Origin of the sequence: Methylobacterium frigidaeris, assembly GCF_022179185.1 — a bacterium.
In the GTDB taxonomy this organism is placed as follows: domain Bacteria; phylum Pseudomonadota; class Alphaproteobacteria; order Rhizobiales; family Beijerinckiaceae; genus Methylobacterium; species Methylobacterium frigidaeris.
The window spans coordinates 205416-220484 of the sequence record NZ_BPQJ01000002.1 but is presented as its reverse complement, the minus strand read 5'-3'; the positions used below and the strand labels follow the sequence as shown (position 1 = coordinate 220484).

General features: G+C 73.6%; 12 protein-coding genes. 5 read left to right on the top strand and 7 right to left on the bottom strand.

All coding sequences use genetic code 11. From position 1 onward, the window contains the following. Positions 1–86: 86 nt before the first annotated feature. From MFF64_RS02930 to MFF64_RS02915, 4 genes are all read right to left on the bottom strand, one after another. Positions 87–944, bottom strand: coding sequence for a class I SAM-dependent methyltransferase (locus tag MFF64_RS02930; RefSeq protein ID WP_099902570.1), 858 nt, complete (start codon positions 942–944; stop codon positions 87–89). 7 nt (positions 945–951) lie between these two features. Beyond that, a complete protein-coding gene (locus MFF64_RS02925; protein ID WP_099902568.1) occupies positions 952–1995 on the bottom strand; it encodes a glycosyltransferase family 4 protein in 1044 nt (347 codons plus the stop codon). Continuing rightward, complete coding sequence (locus MFF64_RS02920) at positions 1995–2396, bottom strand: 6-pyruvoyl trahydropterin synthase family protein (RefSeq protein WP_238189503.1); 402 nt, start codon at positions 2394–2396, stop codon at positions 1995–1997. The genes MFF64_RS02925 and MFF64_RS02920 overlap by 1 nt, the downstream gene beginning before the upstream one ends. A gap of 73 nt (positions 2397–2469) precedes the next feature. Continuing rightward, positions 2470–3411, bottom strand: coding sequence for a zinc-dependent alcohol dehydrogenase (locus MFF64_RS02915; protein ID WP_438823055.1), 942 nt, complete (start codon positions 3409–3411; stop codon positions 2470–2472). Positions 3412–3483: 72 nt separating this feature from the next. Here MFF64_RS02915 and mdoH point away from each other — a divergent pair, with 72 nt between their 5' ends. Beyond that, a complete protein-coding gene (gene mdoH / locus MFF64_RS02910; RefSeq protein ID WP_238189498.1) occupies positions 3484–5271 on the top strand; it encodes a glucans biosynthesis glucosyltransferase MdoH in 1788 nt (595 codons plus the stop codon). Positions 5272–5734: 463 nt separating this feature from the next. Here mdoH and MFF64_RS02905 read toward each other — a convergent pair whose 3' ends face one another. Together MFF64_RS02905 and MFF64_RS02900 are read right to left on the bottom strand one after the other, a co-directional pair. Further along, positions 5735–6850: a D-alanine--D-alanine ligase family protein gene (locus MFF64_RS02905; protein ID WP_099903051.1), complete on the bottom strand. Its 1116-nt coding sequence runs from the start codon at positions 6848–6850 to the stop codon at positions 5735–5737. Positions 6851–6974: 124 nt separating this feature from the next. Further along, the gene (locus MFF64_RS02900) at positions 6975–7910 is read right to left on the bottom strand and encodes a LysR family transcriptional regulator (RefSeq protein ID WP_099901948.1); all 936 of its coding nucleotides are present in this window, start codon (positions 7908–7910) and stop codon (positions 6975–6977) included. A gap of 156 nt (positions 7911–8066) precedes the next feature. Between MFF64_RS02900 and dctA the strand changes: the two genes are divergently transcribed. The 4 genes from dctA (at position 8067) to MFF64_RS02880 (ending at position 14129) form a co-directional block, all read left to right on the top strand. After that, positions 8067–9407: a C4-dicarboxylate transporter DctA gene (gene dctA, locus MFF64_RS02895; protein ID WP_238189495.1), complete on the top strand. Its 1341-nt coding sequence runs from the start codon at positions 8067–8069 to the stop codon at positions 9405–9407. 18 nt (positions 9408–9425) lie between these two features. Then, on the top strand, positions 9426–10739 hold the full coding sequence (locus tag MFF64_RS02890; RefSeq protein ID WP_099905368.1) for an allantoate amidohydrolase: 1314 nt from the start codon (positions 9426–9428) through the stop codon (positions 10737–10739). Continuing rightward, positions 10736–11149 carry a DUF3830 family protein gene (locus MFF64_RS02885; RefSeq protein ID WP_048450618.1) on the top strand — a complete coding sequence of 138 codons (414 nt, stop codon included), beginning with the start codon at positions 10736–10738 and terminating at the stop codon, positions 11147–11149. Before MFF64_RS02890 ends, MFF64_RS02885 begins: the two co-directional genes overlap by 4 nt. Positions 11150–11297: 148 nt before the next feature. After that, positions 11298–14129, top strand: coding sequence for an ATP-binding protein (locus MFF64_RS02880; RefSeq protein WP_099905370.1), 2832 nt, complete (start codon positions 11298–11300; stop codon positions 14127–14129). 39 nt (positions 14130–14168) lie between these two features. Here the strand turns inward: MFF64_RS02880 and MFF64_RS02875 are convergent, their stop codons facing one another. Next, positions 14169–14693, bottom strand: a complete 525-nt coding sequence (locus MFF64_RS02875) for a helix-turn-helix domain-containing protein (protein WP_238189492.1) — start codon at positions 14691–14693, stop codon at positions 14169–14171. Between the last annotated feature and the right edge of the window lie 376 nt (positions 14694–15069).

Below are 15069 nucleotides of genomic sequence, written 5' to 3'. Positions count from 1 at the left end.
GCCCCGATCCGCCGGACGGCCTGAAAGCCCGCCGGCCGCGTCCGGGCCTGAGGCCGTCGCGGATCGCGGCACTGTCCCCGGCGCGGTCAGGCCGGCGCCGTCTCACCCCGGACCGGCACCGCCAGCAGATCGCGATGCCCGATCACCGCTTCGGTCCCGGGCGCCTGCCGCATCGCCATCCAGGCTGCCGCCTCCGCCGCCGCGACGCGCCCGGTCTCCTGCGCCGCCCGCGCCGTTCCCTCGGCGAGCGGGCGCAGCAGCGCCGCCGCGTCCGCTCCGAGGCGCCAGGGGCTGGCTGCGGTCTCGACCGCGTAGCCGTGGCCCCGGAAGGCCTGCGTCAGCGCCTCGGTCGCGCCCGGGCCGGCGGCGGGCCCGAACCCCTTGTCGCCGGCCTGATGGGCCAGGAAGGCGGCGTGGACCGCGGCGTCGGCCGGGTGGGGCGGCGTCCAGTTCTCCTGCCCGTCATAGGTGAGGGCGGTGTAGAAGACAGCGCCCGCGCCTGCGACCGCCCGCGCGACGGTGGCGATCCAGGCCTCCGAGGCGAGGTCGAACAGGGCCGCCGCGGTCACGAGGTCCGGTCTCTCCGCCAGGGCTGCCGCCGGATCGGCCGCGAGGTCGAGGGCGCGGAGCCGCACGGTGATCCGCACCCCGCCGCGATGCAGGATCAGGCCGTCCTCGGCGTCCTCCGCCCGCTCCGCCCAGGCCGCGAGGCGGGTCTTCGCGGCGGCAAGCAGCGCGGGATCGTGGTCGGCGAGCACCCAGTCCTGCCGGGGACCCAGATGGGGCGCCAGTGCCCGCAGGTTCGAGCCGGTGCCGCAGCCGAGATCGACCGCCCGCATCCGCGGCGGCAGCGCGCGCGCGAGGGTGGAGACGAGGCCCGCGTCGCGGGCAGCGTGGTCGGCGGGCTCGCGCAGGGCGAGCCAGTCGGGGCTGAAGCCGCTCATGCTGTCCTCACGAGGGCGTCCTCAGGGCGGCGGCGACCGCCGCGGCGGTGTCGGGCCAGTCCGGTAGGCGCTGCCCGGCGGCCCAGGACGCGGCGGCGGCCTCGGCCCGGCGGGCCGGATCGGCGATCAGCGCGCGTAAGCCGGCGGCGAGGGCAGGCGCGTTGCCGGGCGGCACGGCGATGCCCGTTCCCGGCGGTACGGTCTCGGCGGCGGCGCCCCCCAGGGTGGCGACGAGCGGCAGGCCCCTCGCCAGGGCTTCCGTGAGCGCCATGCCGTATCCCTCGAACAGCGAGGCCGAGACCGCGACGTCGGCTCCGGCATAGAGTCGGTCGAGGGCGTCCGGCGTCACCGGGCCCGCCAGCGTGATCCGGCTCTCGAGAGCCGATGCGGCGATCAGGTCGCGCAAGGAGGCGGCGCAGTCCGGCGCCCGATCGAGGCTGCCCGCGACCGTCAGCGACCAGTCGAGGTCGGCGAGCATCGCCAGCGCCCGCACCAGGATCGCGTATCCCTTGCGCGGCGTCACGGTGCCGACGGCGAGAAGCCTCGCGTGCGGGCCCGGCCGCGGCGTCACCCGGGCGGCGGGCGGCGTGCCCGGCTCGGCGATCGCGATCCGCGCGGGCGCCACGCCGAACTCGGCCGCGAGCAGCCGCGCGGTGTAGCGGCTCGTCGCGACGACGCGGGAGGCCAGCGCCAGCGCCGCGCGCTCGCCCGCGACCAGCACCGCCGTCCGCTCCGGCGACAGGCCGGTCTCGTAGCCGAGGGGGTGGTGCACGAGAGCCGCCACCGGGCACCCGGCGGCGCCGATCACCGCGGGCGGCAGCGCCCCGTAGGCGAGGCCGTCGATGAGGAGAGCCGCCTCCGCCGGCACCGCCGCCAGGAGGCCGGCGGTGCGGGCGAGGTCGTCGGGCGCAGGATCCGGGAACCCACCCGGCAGGGGGAGATGCGTGACGGCCACCCCCTGCGCCGGCAGGTGTGCCAGGAGCTGGCGGGCATAGGCGTAGCCCCCGGTCGGCGCCGACAGGTCGCCCGGAACGGCGAGGACGAGGCGCATCAGGCGAGCGGCGCCTCGAACCAGGCGCGCGCCAGGTGGGATTCGTGCAGGGTGACGCGGAGGCGGCTCACCCCCTCGCCGCCGGGGCCGAGCGCACCGGCCCGCGTGGCGGCGGCCATCGCCGCGTGGATGTGCCCGCACAGGAACTCGGTGGTGGTGTTCTTGCCCGAAAAGTCCGGCAGGTCGTCGAGGTTGCGGTAGTTGAGCGGCGCCAGGATCGTCTTCAGCGCCTCGCTCGCCCGGCCGATATCGACCACCACCCCGTCCGGGGTCAGGCTCTCGCGGAAGAACGCCACGTCGACCACGAAGGTCGCCCCGTGCAGGCCTTGCGCCGGCCCGAACAGCTCCCCCCGGAAGCTGTGGGCGATCATCACGTGGTCGCGGACCTCGATGGCGTACATGCGGGCTCCTCAAGAGCATCGTCCGACGAAACGGATACCGCTTCGTCGATGACAATGCGGCAAAACCAAAGACCTAGGGCAGCGCCCGATTGCAGCGCGATCGGGCGCTGCCCTCGTAGCGGATCACGGTGCACAGGCCCGGCGCGCCGGGGCTCAGCAGGCGCGGCAGAGCCGCGGGCAGGTCCGCGAAGGCGATCTCTTCGGTGAGGAGGGCGTCGAGGCGATCGTCGCGCAGCAGGTCGAGCGCTTTGAGCAGGCGGCGCCGGTGGCTCCAGCGCGGGCGGCGCGAGGCCGCCACCGCCCCGACCTGGCTGGCGACGAGGCGCAGGCGCCGCGCGTGGAAGGCGAGGCCGAGCGGAGCGGCGATCGCGGTTTCGCCGTACCAGCTCAGCTCCACGATGGTCGCCTCCTCCCCGGCGAGCGACAGCGCGAGCGCCAGCCCGGCCTCGCTGGCGCTGGCATGGAAGACGATGTCGGCCTCGAGCTTCGCCGCCTCCGGCAACGCGAAGGCGAGCCCGAGCGCCCGCGCCGTCTCGGCCCGGGCGGGATCGCGGTCGATCAGGCAGATCTCGGTCCCCGGAAGGCCGGCGCAGAGATGGGCGACGAGGAGCCCGACCACGCCGCCGCCGACCACCGCGATCTGGTCCCCCGGCCCGGCGCCCGAATCCCACAGGGCGTTGAGCGCCGTCTCCATGTTGGCGGCGAGCACCGCCCGGCGCGGCGGCAGGCCCTCCGGCAGGGGGCAGAGCGCCGCCCGGGGCGCGACGAACGCCTCCTGATGGGGCTGGAGCGCGAAGACCCGCTCGCCGTCCTCCGTCTCCGCCACCGCGCAGTAGCCGTACTTGACAGGAAAGGAGAAGTCGCCGCCTTGCGCCGGCGCCCGCATCCGCCCGGCGACCGCCTCGGGCACGCGGCCCTCGAAGACCAGCCGCTCGGTGCCCCGGCTCAAGCCCGTCCACAGGGTGCGCGCCCGCACCTCGTCCGGGCCCGGTATGGGCAGGCGCTCTTGCCGCAGCTCCGCTTGGCCGGCTGCGCTATACCAGAGCGCCCGCACGGCGTCCGCCGTGCCGCTCCCGGATGCCTGACGATGCCGCAAACCGACTCCTCGGTGGTCACCCTCGCGGAAGGGGCCGCCCGCGCTCCTCTCACGACGCCGACGGGCCTGCAAGCCTGCGTCATCGTGCGTCGCCGCCGGTGGCTGGTGCTCGGGCTCACCCTCGCCACCATCTTGGGCCTCGCGGCGGGCCTGTGGGTGGTGCTGGCGGAGGATGGAATCGACGGGCTCGACCTCGCGCTCCTCGCCTGCGGCCTCGCCACCCTGCCCTGGACGGTCCTGGGGTTCTGGAACGCCGCGATCGGCTTCCTGCTGCTGCGGGCCGGCCGCGTCGGGCTCATGGCAGCCGCGCCGCATGCCGCAGCGGGGGAGGGGGAGGCCCCGCCGCATCTCACCACCGCCGTGGTGATGACCCTGCGCAACGAGGATCCGGCCCGGGCCCTGTCGCGCCTCGCCCTGGTGCGCGAGAGCCTGGAGCGCACCGGCCACGGTGGCGCCTTCCGCTACCACGTGCTGAGCGACAGCGACGACGTGAGCGTGATCCGGGCCGAGGAGGCGTGGGTCGCGGCATGGCGCGCCGGGCTGCCCGACACGGAGGCCGACCGGATCCAGTATCGCCGGCGCCGCGACAATGCCGGTTACAAGGCCGGCAACCTGCAGGATTTCTGCGCCCGCAGCGACGCCGACCTGATGCTGCCCCTCGACGCCGACAGCCTGATGACGGGGCCGGCGATCCTGCGCCTCGTGCGGATCATGCAGGCGCATCCGCGCCTCGGCATCCTGCAGAGCCTGGCGGTCGGCGCGCCGGCGGACAGCGCCTTCGCCCGGCTGTTCCAGTTCGGCATGCGCCACGGCATGCTGCCCTACACGCTCGGCGCCGCCTGGTGGGGGGCGGAATGCGGCCCGTTCTGGGGCCACAACGCGCTGGTGCGCATCGCCCCCTTCGCCGACCATTGCCGGCTGCCGCCGTTGCGCGGCGGCGGGGCGGTGCTGTCGCACGACCAGGTCGAGGCGGTGCTGATGCGCCGGGCCGGCTACGAGGTCCGGGTGCTGCCGCTCGAGGAGGGCAGCTTTGAGGACAACCCGCCGACGCTCCTCGACCACCTCGCCCGCGACGCCCGCTGGTGCCGGGGCAACCTGCAGTACCTGCGCCTGCCGGCGATGCCCGGACTCCTGCCGATGAGCCGGTTCCAGCTCGCCTGGGCGGTGATGATGTTCCTCAACCCGCCGGCCCTGACGCTCGCCCTCCTGCTCCTGCCCTGGCGCGCCGCGACGCAAGCTGGCCCGGCGACGGGCGCCGCGGCGCTCTACCTCGTCTGGCTCCTCCTCTCCCTCGCCCCGAAGCTCGCCGGCTACGCCGCCGTGCTGGCGGATGGGACAGCGCGGGCGGCCCATGGCGGGGCACTGCGGTTCCTCGCCGGGATGGCGGCGGAGATCGCGGCCTCGTTCCTGCTGCTCGGCGCCTCGTCGGTGCGGCTCACCGTGGTGATGATCGGGCTCGCCGCCGGCCGCGCCGGGCTGTGGACCGCGCAAGCTCGGGACGCGCGGGGCGTGCGCTGGGGCGAGGCTGCCCGCGCCTTGAGCGGCGTCACGCTGTTCGGGGTCGTCGTGTGCGGGACGCTCGCCCTCGTCTCGCCGGCGCTCCTCGCCTGGAGCCTCCCACTCACCCTCGGCAGCCTGCTCGCGGTCCCGCTCTGCGTCCTCACGGCGGCGCCGGGGGTGGGGCAGGCGATGGTCAGGGCTGGCCTCTGTGCGACGCGGGAGGAGATCGCGCCGCCGTGGGAGGTCATGCGGTTGGGCAGAGGGACGGGGGCCGTGTGAACGAGGGCGACGCGCCGTCCGCCGCCCGGGCCTCGATCAGGCCGGCTCGATCACGCCAAAGACGTCTCGACGGCGGAGCGGGCCCGCTCGTCCTCGTCCCGGCGCGTCAGGAAGGCCCTGCCGCCCGCTGGCAGCACGATGGCGGCGCGCGGGCCGCTTAACCTTGCTCACCAGATGTCGACCTCACGGCCGCGTTCGATAATACCGCCGCACCTTCGAACGGACGCGTTCGATGGTGTCAGGCAAGCCCGAACGGGCGCCGGCGCTGAGGCGCCGGTCGCCTTCGCAGCCGGGATCGCCTTCGATCAGCCCCTGGGGTGATCCGGCGCCAGATGCGAGCCAGGCCCTGACGATCGGCGAAGTCGGCGGCCCGGAATGTCGAGGCACCGGTCCGTCGATCGAACGTCGCATCGCCGGTGGCGCACCCTCGCGATCCGACGGCGGTCCTCGAAGGCCGTCGGGATCACCCTGCGAACTCCCGCTTCAACCCCCGCCGGGTCCGGTGCCGCTCCAGCGCCAGGTCGACGAGCTGCGTCAGCAGCTCCGGATACGAGATCCCGGAGGCCTCCATCATCTTCGGGTACATGCTGATCGAGGTGAAGCCCGGCAGGGTGTTGACCTCGTTGAGGTAGAACGCGCCGCTCTGCCGGTCGAGAAAGAAGTCGACCCGGGCCATCCCGCTGCATTCGAGCGCCTCGAAGGCGCGCAGTGCCAGGGCGCGCACCCGCTCCATCTGTTCGGGCGCGATGTTGGCCGGCAGGTCGACGCTGGCGCCCTCCGGGTCGAGGTACTTGGCGGCGTAGGAGTAGAAGTCGTGGTGGGCTTGCGGGTTCAGCTCGCTCGCGACGCTGACGAAGGGCGGGTCGCCGTCGAGCACCGCCACCTCGACCTCGCGCGCGTCGATGCCCTGCTCGATCAGCACCTTGACGTCGTACTGGAAGGCATCGGCGAGCGCTCCGGGCAGGTCGGCCCAGGCCTTGACCTTATGGATGCCGACGCTGGAGCCCATGTTGCAGGGCTTGACGAAGACCGGAAGCGTCATGGACGCCGCGATGTCGTCGAGGGAGACCTCCCCGCGCTCGTAGGCGCGGCGGGTGAAGGCGCGGTAGGGCGCGACCGGGATGCCGGCGAGTCCGGCCAGCCGCTTGGTGACGTCCTTGTCCATGCCGACCGCCGAGGCCATCACGCCCGAGCCGACATAGGCGGCTTCGGTGAGCTCCAGCAGGCCCTGCAGCGTCCCGTCCTCGCAGAGCGGCCCGTGCAGGACCGGGAACACCACGTCGACCTCGGCGCGCGCCGGCTCGCCGTCGAGCGCGACGACGGCGGCACGTCCGCCGGCGCCCGGCGCCAGCCGCACCTCCGGGCTCTCCGGCGGGATCGACAGGGACTCGTCCCCGGTCTGCGCGATCCGGCGCAGGTCGTGGCGCTGCCAGCGTCCGGCCTTGTCGATGCTGACCGGGATCACCTCGAAGCGGTCGCGGTCGAGGTAGCGGATCACCGAGGCGGCAGAGCGCAGCGAGACCTCGTGCTCGCCGGATCTGCCGCCGTAGAGGACGGCGACGCGGGTCTTCTCGGTCATGCGCGAACCCTCGATCACCTGAAAACCGACATCCGGGACACCAACATCCCGGAATCCAACAACCCAAGCCGCGCGGCGCCCGCGCGGCGGCCCTCATTATCGCCGGATGAAGATTTCAGAAACCCTACGAGGCGACCGAGGACCCGGCGGCCAATGACCCGGCGGCCGGACTCGCGTCGTCCATCCGGCCGAGCGCGTCGCGCATCAGGCCCAGGAAATTCTCCGTCACGGCGCCCGCCGGGGCGCGATGGAGGGCGCAGACATCGGCGACCGGGGCCGGGCCGGCGAGGGGGCGGTAGGCGATGTCCGGCCGCGGCTGGGCGCCGATCGACTCCGGCACCAGGGCGACGCCGAGGCCCGCCGCCACGAGGTTCACGAGCGACGCCGCTTCGACCACCTGCTGCATGATCCGCGGCGCGAAGCCGGCCGAGAGGCAGGCGTCCCGCAGGGAGGTGGCGAAGCGCGAATCGCGCAGGCGCAGCGAGACGAAGGGCTCGTCGGACAGCTCGCTCAACGAGATCGCGGCGCGGCCCGCCAGGCGATGGCCCACCGGAAGGGCGACGCCGACCGCCTCGCGCCAGGCCCGCACCACCCGCAAGGACGGATCGTCCGGCGGCCGGCGCAGGAAGCAGAGGTCGGTGCGGTGGGCGTGCAACGCCGCCTGCTGCTCGCCCGGCGGCATCTCGTGCAGGCGCACCAGCACGGCGGGGTAGCGCTCGCCGAAGCACCGGATCAGCCGCCCGAGGGGGCCGGCCAGGATCGAGCCGGTGAGCCCGATATCGAGGGTGCCGGTGCGCCCGGCGCCGACGTCCCGGGCCTCGGCGGAGGCCTCCTCGACCTCCGTCAGGACGCGCCGCGCCCGGGCCAGGAAGGCGGTGCCGGCGGGGGTCAGGGCGACGCTGCGGCTGGTGCGCCAGAGGAGCGGCGTGCCCAGCTCCGCCTCGAGGTCGCGGATCTGCTGGCTCAGCGGCGGCTGCGAGACGCCCAGGCGCTCCGCCGCCCCAGTGAAGCTCAGGGAGTCCGCCACCGCCACGAAGTAGCGCAGGTGCCGTAATTCCACGACGATGGCCGGCCAGATCCAGACGAAAAACGACTGGACCATACGCAACGGAATATTGGACGTCCAGCTTGGGCGGCCCCAGTGGTGAGGCCTCGGTCCGGGCACGGGAAGAGCGTTGGCCTCCGCGCGGGACCGTCACCCGGGAAGGATCGTCCGATGCCCCGCTTCCTCCGCTCGCTGTTCGGCCAGGTGGTGGCCGCCCTGATCCTCGGCGTGATGGTGGGGATCGTCTGGCCGGACTTCGCGGTGGCGCTGAAGCCGCTGGGCGACGGCTTCATCAAGCTCATCAAGATGGCGATCGCGCCGCTGGTCTTCGGCGTCGTCGTGCACGGCATCGTCGGCGCCGGCGATTTGCGCAAGGTCGGCCGCGTCGGGCTGAAGGCCCTGATCTACTTCGAGGCGGTGACGACGATGGCCCTCGTGCTGGGCCTCGCCCTCGCCTACGTGGTCCGCCCGGGCGAGGGGATGGGCATCGACCCGGCCACGCTCGATGCCAAGGCCATCGCCGGCTACACGGCGAATGTCGATCAGGTCACCAACACCACCGGGTTCCTGCTCAAGCTCATCCCGACCACGATCTTCGATGCCTTCGCCCGAGGCGACATCCTGCAGGTGCTGATCATCGCGGTCCTGTTCGGCGCCGGGCTGTCGCTGCTCGGCGAGAGCGGCCGGCCGCTCGCCGCCTCGATCGATCGCGTCACCGCGGTCCTGTTCAAGGTGATCGGCCTCATCGTGCGGCTGGCGCCGCTCGGCGTGCTCGGCGCGGTGGCGTTCACGGTCGGGCGCTACGGCGCCGGCTCGCTCCTGCAGCTCGGCAAGCTGGTGGCGGTGTTCTATGTCGGCGTCGCGCTGTTCGTCGTGGTGGTGCTCGGCGGCATCCTGCGGCTTGCCGGCTTCAGCCTGTTCAAGCTCCTCGCCTACCTGCGCGAGGAATTGCTGGTGGTCGCCGGCACCGCCTCGTCGGACAGCGTGCTGCCGCAGGTGATGCGCAAGCTCGAAGCCCTGGGGATCCGCGATTCGACCGTCGGCCTCGTCATCCCGACCGGCTACTCGTTCAACCTCGACGCCTTCTCGCTCTACCTCACCCTCGCGACGGTGTTCATCGCCCAGGCCACCGGCACGGCGCTCTCCATCCACGACCTCGCGCTGATCCTCGGGATCTCGCTCCTCACCTCCAAAGGGGCGCACGGCGTCCCGGGCTCGGCGATCGTGGTACTCGCCGCCACCCTCTCGGCGGTACCGGCGATCCCGGTGATCGGCCTGGTGCTGGTGCTCTCGGTCGACTGGTTCATCGGCATCGCCCGGGCGCTCGGCAACCTCGTCGGCAACTGCGTGGCGACCGTGGTGGTGGCGGCCTGGGAGGGGGACATCGACCGCGAGCGGGCCCGCCGGGTCCTCGACGGCGAGGTTCCCGCCTCGACCGACGCCGTGCTGGCCTCCGTCGACCAAGCGGCGGCTGGACAGCCCGCCGCCCCGGCCATACCCCGGATGCACTGATCGGACCCGACCGCCACCATGCAGCACGACCGGCCGCTTAACGACACGTCCCTCGGCGCCGCCGTGATGGCGCAGCTCGACGCGCTCGCGCGCTTCAGCGCCGACGCGGAAGGGCTCACCCGCCTCTATCTCACCCCCGCCCATGCGGACGCCGCCCGGCAGGTGGCCGCCTGGATGGAGGAGGCCGGCATGACGACCCGGCTCGACGCCGCCGCGACCGTGATCGGCCGCTACGAGGCCGCGACGCCCGGCGCCCCGACCCTGCTCCTCGGGTCGCATATCGACACCGTGCGCCATGCCGGCCGCTACGACGGCAATCTCGGGGTCGTGACGGCGATCGCCGCCGTGAAACAACTGCACGAGGCCGGCGAGCGCCTGCCCTTCGCGATCGAGGTGCTGGCCTTCGGCGACGAGGAGGGGGTGCGCTTCCCCGTCACCCTCACGGGCTCGCGGGCGCTCGCCGGCCTCGTCCGGCCCGAGGTCCTCGCGGCCCGCGACGGCGACGGGGTGAGCCTGGCGCAGGCGTTGCGCGACTTCGGCGGCGATCCCGACGGCGTGGCCCGTCTCGCCCGCGACCCGGCCTCGGTGCTCGGCTACCTCGAGGTCCATATCGAGCAGGGCCCGGTCCTGGAGGAGGCGGACCTGCCAGTCGGCATCGTCACCGCCATCGCCGGGGCGAGCCGCCTCGTCGTCACGGTCGAAGGCCGGGCGGGCCATGCCGGCACGGTGCCGATGGCCTTGCGCCACGACGCCCTGGCAGCGGCGGCCGAGATGGTGCTGGCGATCGAATCCGAGGCGAAGGGGACTCCCGACCTCGTCGCCACGGTGGGCCAGATCGAGGTGCCCCGGGGCGCCGTCAACGTCATCCCGGCGCTGACCCGGTTCACCCTCGACCTGCGCAGCCCGAGCGATGCCGTGCGCCACGCCGCGCTCGCGCGCCTGCGCGCCGCCTTCGCGGCCACCGCGGAACGCCGCGGCGTCGCGGTGAGTGCGCAGGCCACCTACGACGAGCCCGCCGCGTCCTGCGCGCCCGGGCTGATGCACGCCATCGCCGACGGCATCGCCCGCCTGGGCTTTCGCCCCCTGCACCTGGCGAGCGGGGCCGGCCATGACGGCCTGGCGCTGGCCGGCCTGTGCCCGATCGGCATGATCTTCGTGCGCTGCGCCGGCGGGCTCAGCCATTCCCCGGCCGAATCCGTCACGACGGAGGATGTCGACGCGGCGACGCGCCTGCTCGTCGACGTGCTGCGCCACCTGCGGCCCGAATCCTTGGCCCGGCCCTCGCTTGAGGGCCCGGTTCCGCTTCCACACCAACCAGGAGAGACCCCGTGAAGGAACTGAAGATCAAGGCCGGCCCGTTCGACCTCGTCGGCCGGCTCGAGCTCGAGAAGGCGCCCCAGACCTGCGCGGCCTTCCTCAAGGCCCTGCCGTTCGTGAGCGAGGTGATCCACGTGCGCTGGAGCGGCGAGGGCGTGTGGATGCCCCTCGGCGACCTCGATTTCGGCGTCGGCTACGAGAACCACACCAGCTACCCGGCGCCGGGCCAGATGATCCTCTATCCGGGCGGCATCAGCGAGACCGAGATCCTGCTCGCCTATGGCGGCGTGCATTTCGCCAGCAAGGTCGGCCAGCTCGCCGGCAACCACTTCCTGACCATCACCACCGGCATCGAGCACGTCTACGACCTCGGCCGCATGACGCTGCTCAAGGGCGCCCAGCCGATCCGCTTCGAGGCGATGTAAGCGTCCGATCGCCGCTCCGCCGCGCGGCTTGCTCTGACAAGATTCCCTTGCGGCGGGGCGGTCCGCCCCGTACGCCTGTGGGCGGCCTGCCCGGGAGGCCGTTCGCGGCTCCCGGACAGGGCGCGCGAGGCGCGGGGGCGCTTGAGAGATGAACCTGAAACGGTCCTACCGCAGTCTCGTCGGTGGCGTCTGGGCAGGCGTGCTGACGACCTGCCTCGGCCTCGCCACGGTCACGGCCTGGACCGACACCCGCGACTACGAGCGCACGATCCGCGACGCGCAGAGCACCGCGGAGGCGGTGGTGCAGGCGCTGGGCCAGGAGGCGAACCGCCTCGTCTCCTCCGTCGACATGCTGCTCAGTGCGGCCGCCGCCCGGGTCGACGCGCACACCTTCGGGGCGAGCCAGCTCTATACCCGCCAGCTCCTCTCCGGCCTGATGGCCCATATCCCGGCGGTCATGGCCGTGCGGGTGCTCGACGGCAGCACCGCCGGCGTGCTGTTCGGGCAGGGCGGCGCGGGCAGCGAGGGCCGGCCCGCCGACGCCGAGCTCATCCGCGCCGCCCTGTCGGTCGGCCAGTCCGAAATCGCGGTCGGCTGGCCGACCCGGACCGGACCGGCCGATTCCTGGTTCGTCAGCGTCGCCCGCCTGGTGGTGCCGCGCCCGGGCGAGACGCCGCTCGTGGCGGTGGCCGACCTGTCGCTCACCGAGCTGCAGCGGCTCTACGGCCGGCTCGACCTCGGGCCCAACGGCGCCATCGGGCTCCTGCGCAGCGACGGCGTGATCCTGGTGCGCCATCCCTACGTGCCGGACAAGGTCGGCCGCAGCGTCGCCGGCGGCTCCCTGATGCGGGCGGCGGCCGGCGCGGTCGGCGGCACCTTCGGCGGCAACCCCTCGCCGATCGACGGCGTGCCGCGCTACGGCAGCTTCCAGCGCGTCGCCGGCGCGCCGCTCCTCGTCACCACCGGCGTGTCGAAGGACGAGACCCTGGCCGCCTGGCGCGAGGGCGTGCAGCAGGACGCCGCGGTGGTGCTCGGGATCAGCACCGTGCTGGTGGGCCTCGGCTTCGGGCTGACCCGGGCGCTGACGCGCCACCGCGACCTCGAGGAGGAGGCCCGGCGCGCCGCCGGCATGCTCTCGGCCGGCGAGGCCCGCTACCGGCTGCTCGCCGAGAACACCAGCGAGCTGATCGTGCTCGCCCATGACGACGGCCGGCGCAGCTACGTCTCGCCGGCGGTGCGGCGCCTGCTCGGCTACACGCCGGAGGAGGCCGCGGCGATGCGCCTGCGCGACTGCGTCCACCGCGAGGATCTCGCCCTGTTGGTGACCCAGGCCCGCCGCCTCGCCGCCGGCGAGGCGCAGGTCAGCGTGGTCTGCCGCGCCCGCCACCGCACCGGGGCCTGGGTCTGGGTCGAGGGGGCGTTCCGGCGCATCCCGGGCGCCGCCCCGGGCGAGCCCGCGATCATCGCGACCTTCCGCGACGTCGGCGAGCGCCAGCGCCACGCCCGGGCCCTGGAAGAGGCGCGGATCACCGCCGAGCGGGCGAGCCAGGCCAAGACCGACTTCCTGGCCTCGATGAGCCACGAGATCCGCACGCCCTTGAACGGCGTGATCGGGTACGCCGATCTCCTGCTCGCCGACCGCACCCTGCCGGGCCGGTACCGGCGCTACGTCGACCGGATCGCCGCGGCGGGCGGGGCGCTCCTCACCGTCGTCGACGACATCCTCGACTTCTCGCGCATCGAGGCCGGCGGCATCGCGCTGGCCGAGGTGCCGTTCGCCCCCGCCGCCCTCGTCGACAACGCCGCCTCGATCGTGCGCGGCCTGTCCGAGCCCAAGGGACTCGCCCTCGACGTCGCCCTCGACCCGGCGGTGCCGGCCTGGGTCCGGGGCGATCCCGACCGCCTGCGCCAGATCCTGCTCAACCTGCTCAACAACGCCGTCAAGTTCACCCCCGCCGGCCGGGTCGCGGTGCGGGTCGAGGCCGAGGGCGGCACCTTGCGCTTCTCGGTGTCCGACACCGGCATCGGCATCGCGCCCGAGCAGCGCGGCCGCCTGTTCCAGCGCTTCAGCCAGGTCGACGGCTCGATCCGCCGGCAATACGGCGGCAGCGGGCTCGGCCTCGCCATCTGCAAGGGCCTGGTCGAGCTGATGGGCGGCACGATCGGCCTCGAGAGCCGGCCCGGCGCCGGCTCCTGCTTCTGGTTCCGGGTGCCGCTGCCGGCCTGCCCGGCGCCGGCGGCGGAGGCCGCGGAAGGACATCCCGCCCCGGTGCGCCCGGCCCGCCTCCTCCTCGTCGAGGACGTGCCGATCAACCAGGACCTCGCCCGGGCGGTGCTCGAATCCGAGGGCCACAGCGTCGACGTCGCCGGCGACGGGGCGGCGGCGATCGAGGCGGTGCAGGCGCACGCCTACGACCTCGTGCTGATGGACGTGCAGATGCCCGGGATGGACGGGATCACCGCCACCCGGACGATCCGGGGCCTGCCCGCGCCCGTCGGCGCCGTGCCGATCGTCGCGATGACCGCCAACGTGCTGCCGGCCCAGCTCGAGACCTTCCGGGCCGCCGGGATGGACGGCCATGTCGGCAAGCCGTTCAAGCGCGCCGAACTCGCCGCGGCGATCGCGCGGCACCGCGCCGATGGCGGTTCCGTCCCGCTTCCCGCGCTGATCGACTTCGAGGCCTTCGCGGCGGCCCGCACGCTGATGGGGCCGGAGCGGATCGACGGCCTGCTCGGGCTCCTCGCGGCGGAGCTGGAGGAGCGCTTCCGTGCCCGCAGCGGCGACCGCGCCGGCCTCGCCCGCGACGCTCACGCGATGATCTCCGCCGCCGGCCTCCTCGGCTTCACCGGCCTGTCCGACCTGTGCCGCGAGATCGAGCGGGCCTGCCTCGCCGGCGCCGACCTGCCGGATCTGCACCGCCGGATCGAGGTGGCGCGGGCGGCGGCCCTGGCACAGATCGAGACGTTGCGGGCGGCGTGACGCCGGTCGCCCGACGACTCGCCGCCCCGGGATCGGCAATCACGGCACCGGGACCGCGTCCGTGAGCTTCGCGACCGCGACGGCGCCGTTGCTCAGGGGCAGGAAGCAGACGCCCGCGTGCCGTAGCGCCTGGACCGCCGAACGGCGGTTGCGGGTGAGCACGCCCTCGGCATCCTGCTCGAGGCGGCGGACCGTCGAGAGCGAGAGCCCGCTGGAATCCGCCAGATCGGACATCGTCCAGTCGAGCAGGGCCCGTCCGGCGCGGACGTGATGGCCGCGCAGGATCAGGCCTGGATCGATCTCCGGCATCCCGGCCGTGATGCCGGCCTCTTCCACGAGGCCGGTGGCGCCCTGCGCAGTCCGATCGCGCGCGGCACCCGCCTGCTCCCGCGTCCCGTCACCGGTGCCGCAGGCTCGGTCTTGGGAGGCTCGGTCTTGGGAGGCTCGATCTTGGCCCGCATAGTGGGCGACGAAGGAGCCGATGGCGTCGTGGATCTCCACCAGGAGTTGGTCGACGGCGGCTTGGTGACCCCGTGGCGTGGGAAGAGCGATGTGTGCGGGCATGTCGACGGCGGGGGTTCGAGATCAGCGGCCTCGGCCGAGCGGTCAGGTGTGGCGTGAGACGCGCCGTGGCCGGGGCGCAGCCAGCACCGAGAGTCCGCGCGGGCGCGGTTTCATGCGACGGGACATCGATCCTTCTCCGAAGATCAAATTCTTGTCACGATTGAGCGTGCGAGACGCCGGGCCTCTACCAGTTTTGGCGCGTGCGTAATCTTCGCATGGGCTGGGAATGCAGTGATTTTCGCCCTGATGGCATGTTAGTGTCAACGGATGCGGAAAAATGAGAAAGTGTTTCGCAAAAATGAGTGCGACGCGCCGGCCTCCCGCATCGCCCTCCGCATCGCCCTCGGGGCCGGCGAGATCTCACGACCTCATCGGG

Coding starts and splice junctions, on each gene's coding strand:
- MFF64_RS02930 (WP_099902570.1), bottom strand. CDS start 944: ATGAGCGGCTTCAGCCCCGACTGGCTCGCCCTGCGCGAGCCCGCCGAC.
- MFF64_RS02925 (WP_099902568.1), bottom strand. CDS start 1,995: ATGCGCCTCGTCCTCGCCGTTCCGGGCGACCTGTCGGCGCCGACCGGG.
- MFF64_RS02920 (WP_238189503.1), bottom strand. CDS start 2,396: ATGTACGCCATCGAGGTCCGCGACCACGTGATGATCGCCCACAGCTTC.
- mdoH (WP_238189498.1), top strand. CDS start 3,484: ATGCCGCAAACCGACTCCTCGGTGGTCACCCTCGCGGAAGGGGCCGCC.
- MFF64_RS02905 (WP_099903051.1), bottom strand. CDS start 6,850: ATGACCGAGAAGACCCGCGTCGCCGTCCTCTACGGCGGCAGATCCGGC.
- dctA (WP_238189495.1), top strand. CDS start 8,067: ATGCCCCGCTTCCTCCGCTCGCTGTTCGGCCAGGTGGTGGCCGCCCTG.
- MFF64_RS02890 (WP_099905368.1), top strand. CDS start 9,426: ATGCAGCACGACCGGCCGCTTAACGACACGTCCCTCGGCGCCGCCGTG.
- MFF64_RS02880 (WP_099905370.1), top strand. CDS start 11,298: ATGAACCTGAAACGGTCCTACCGCAGTCTCGTCGGTGGCGTCTGGGCA.
- MFF64_RS02875 (WP_238189492.1), bottom strand. CDS start 14,693: ATGCCCGCACACATCGCTCTTCCCACGCCACGGGGTCACCAAGCCGCC.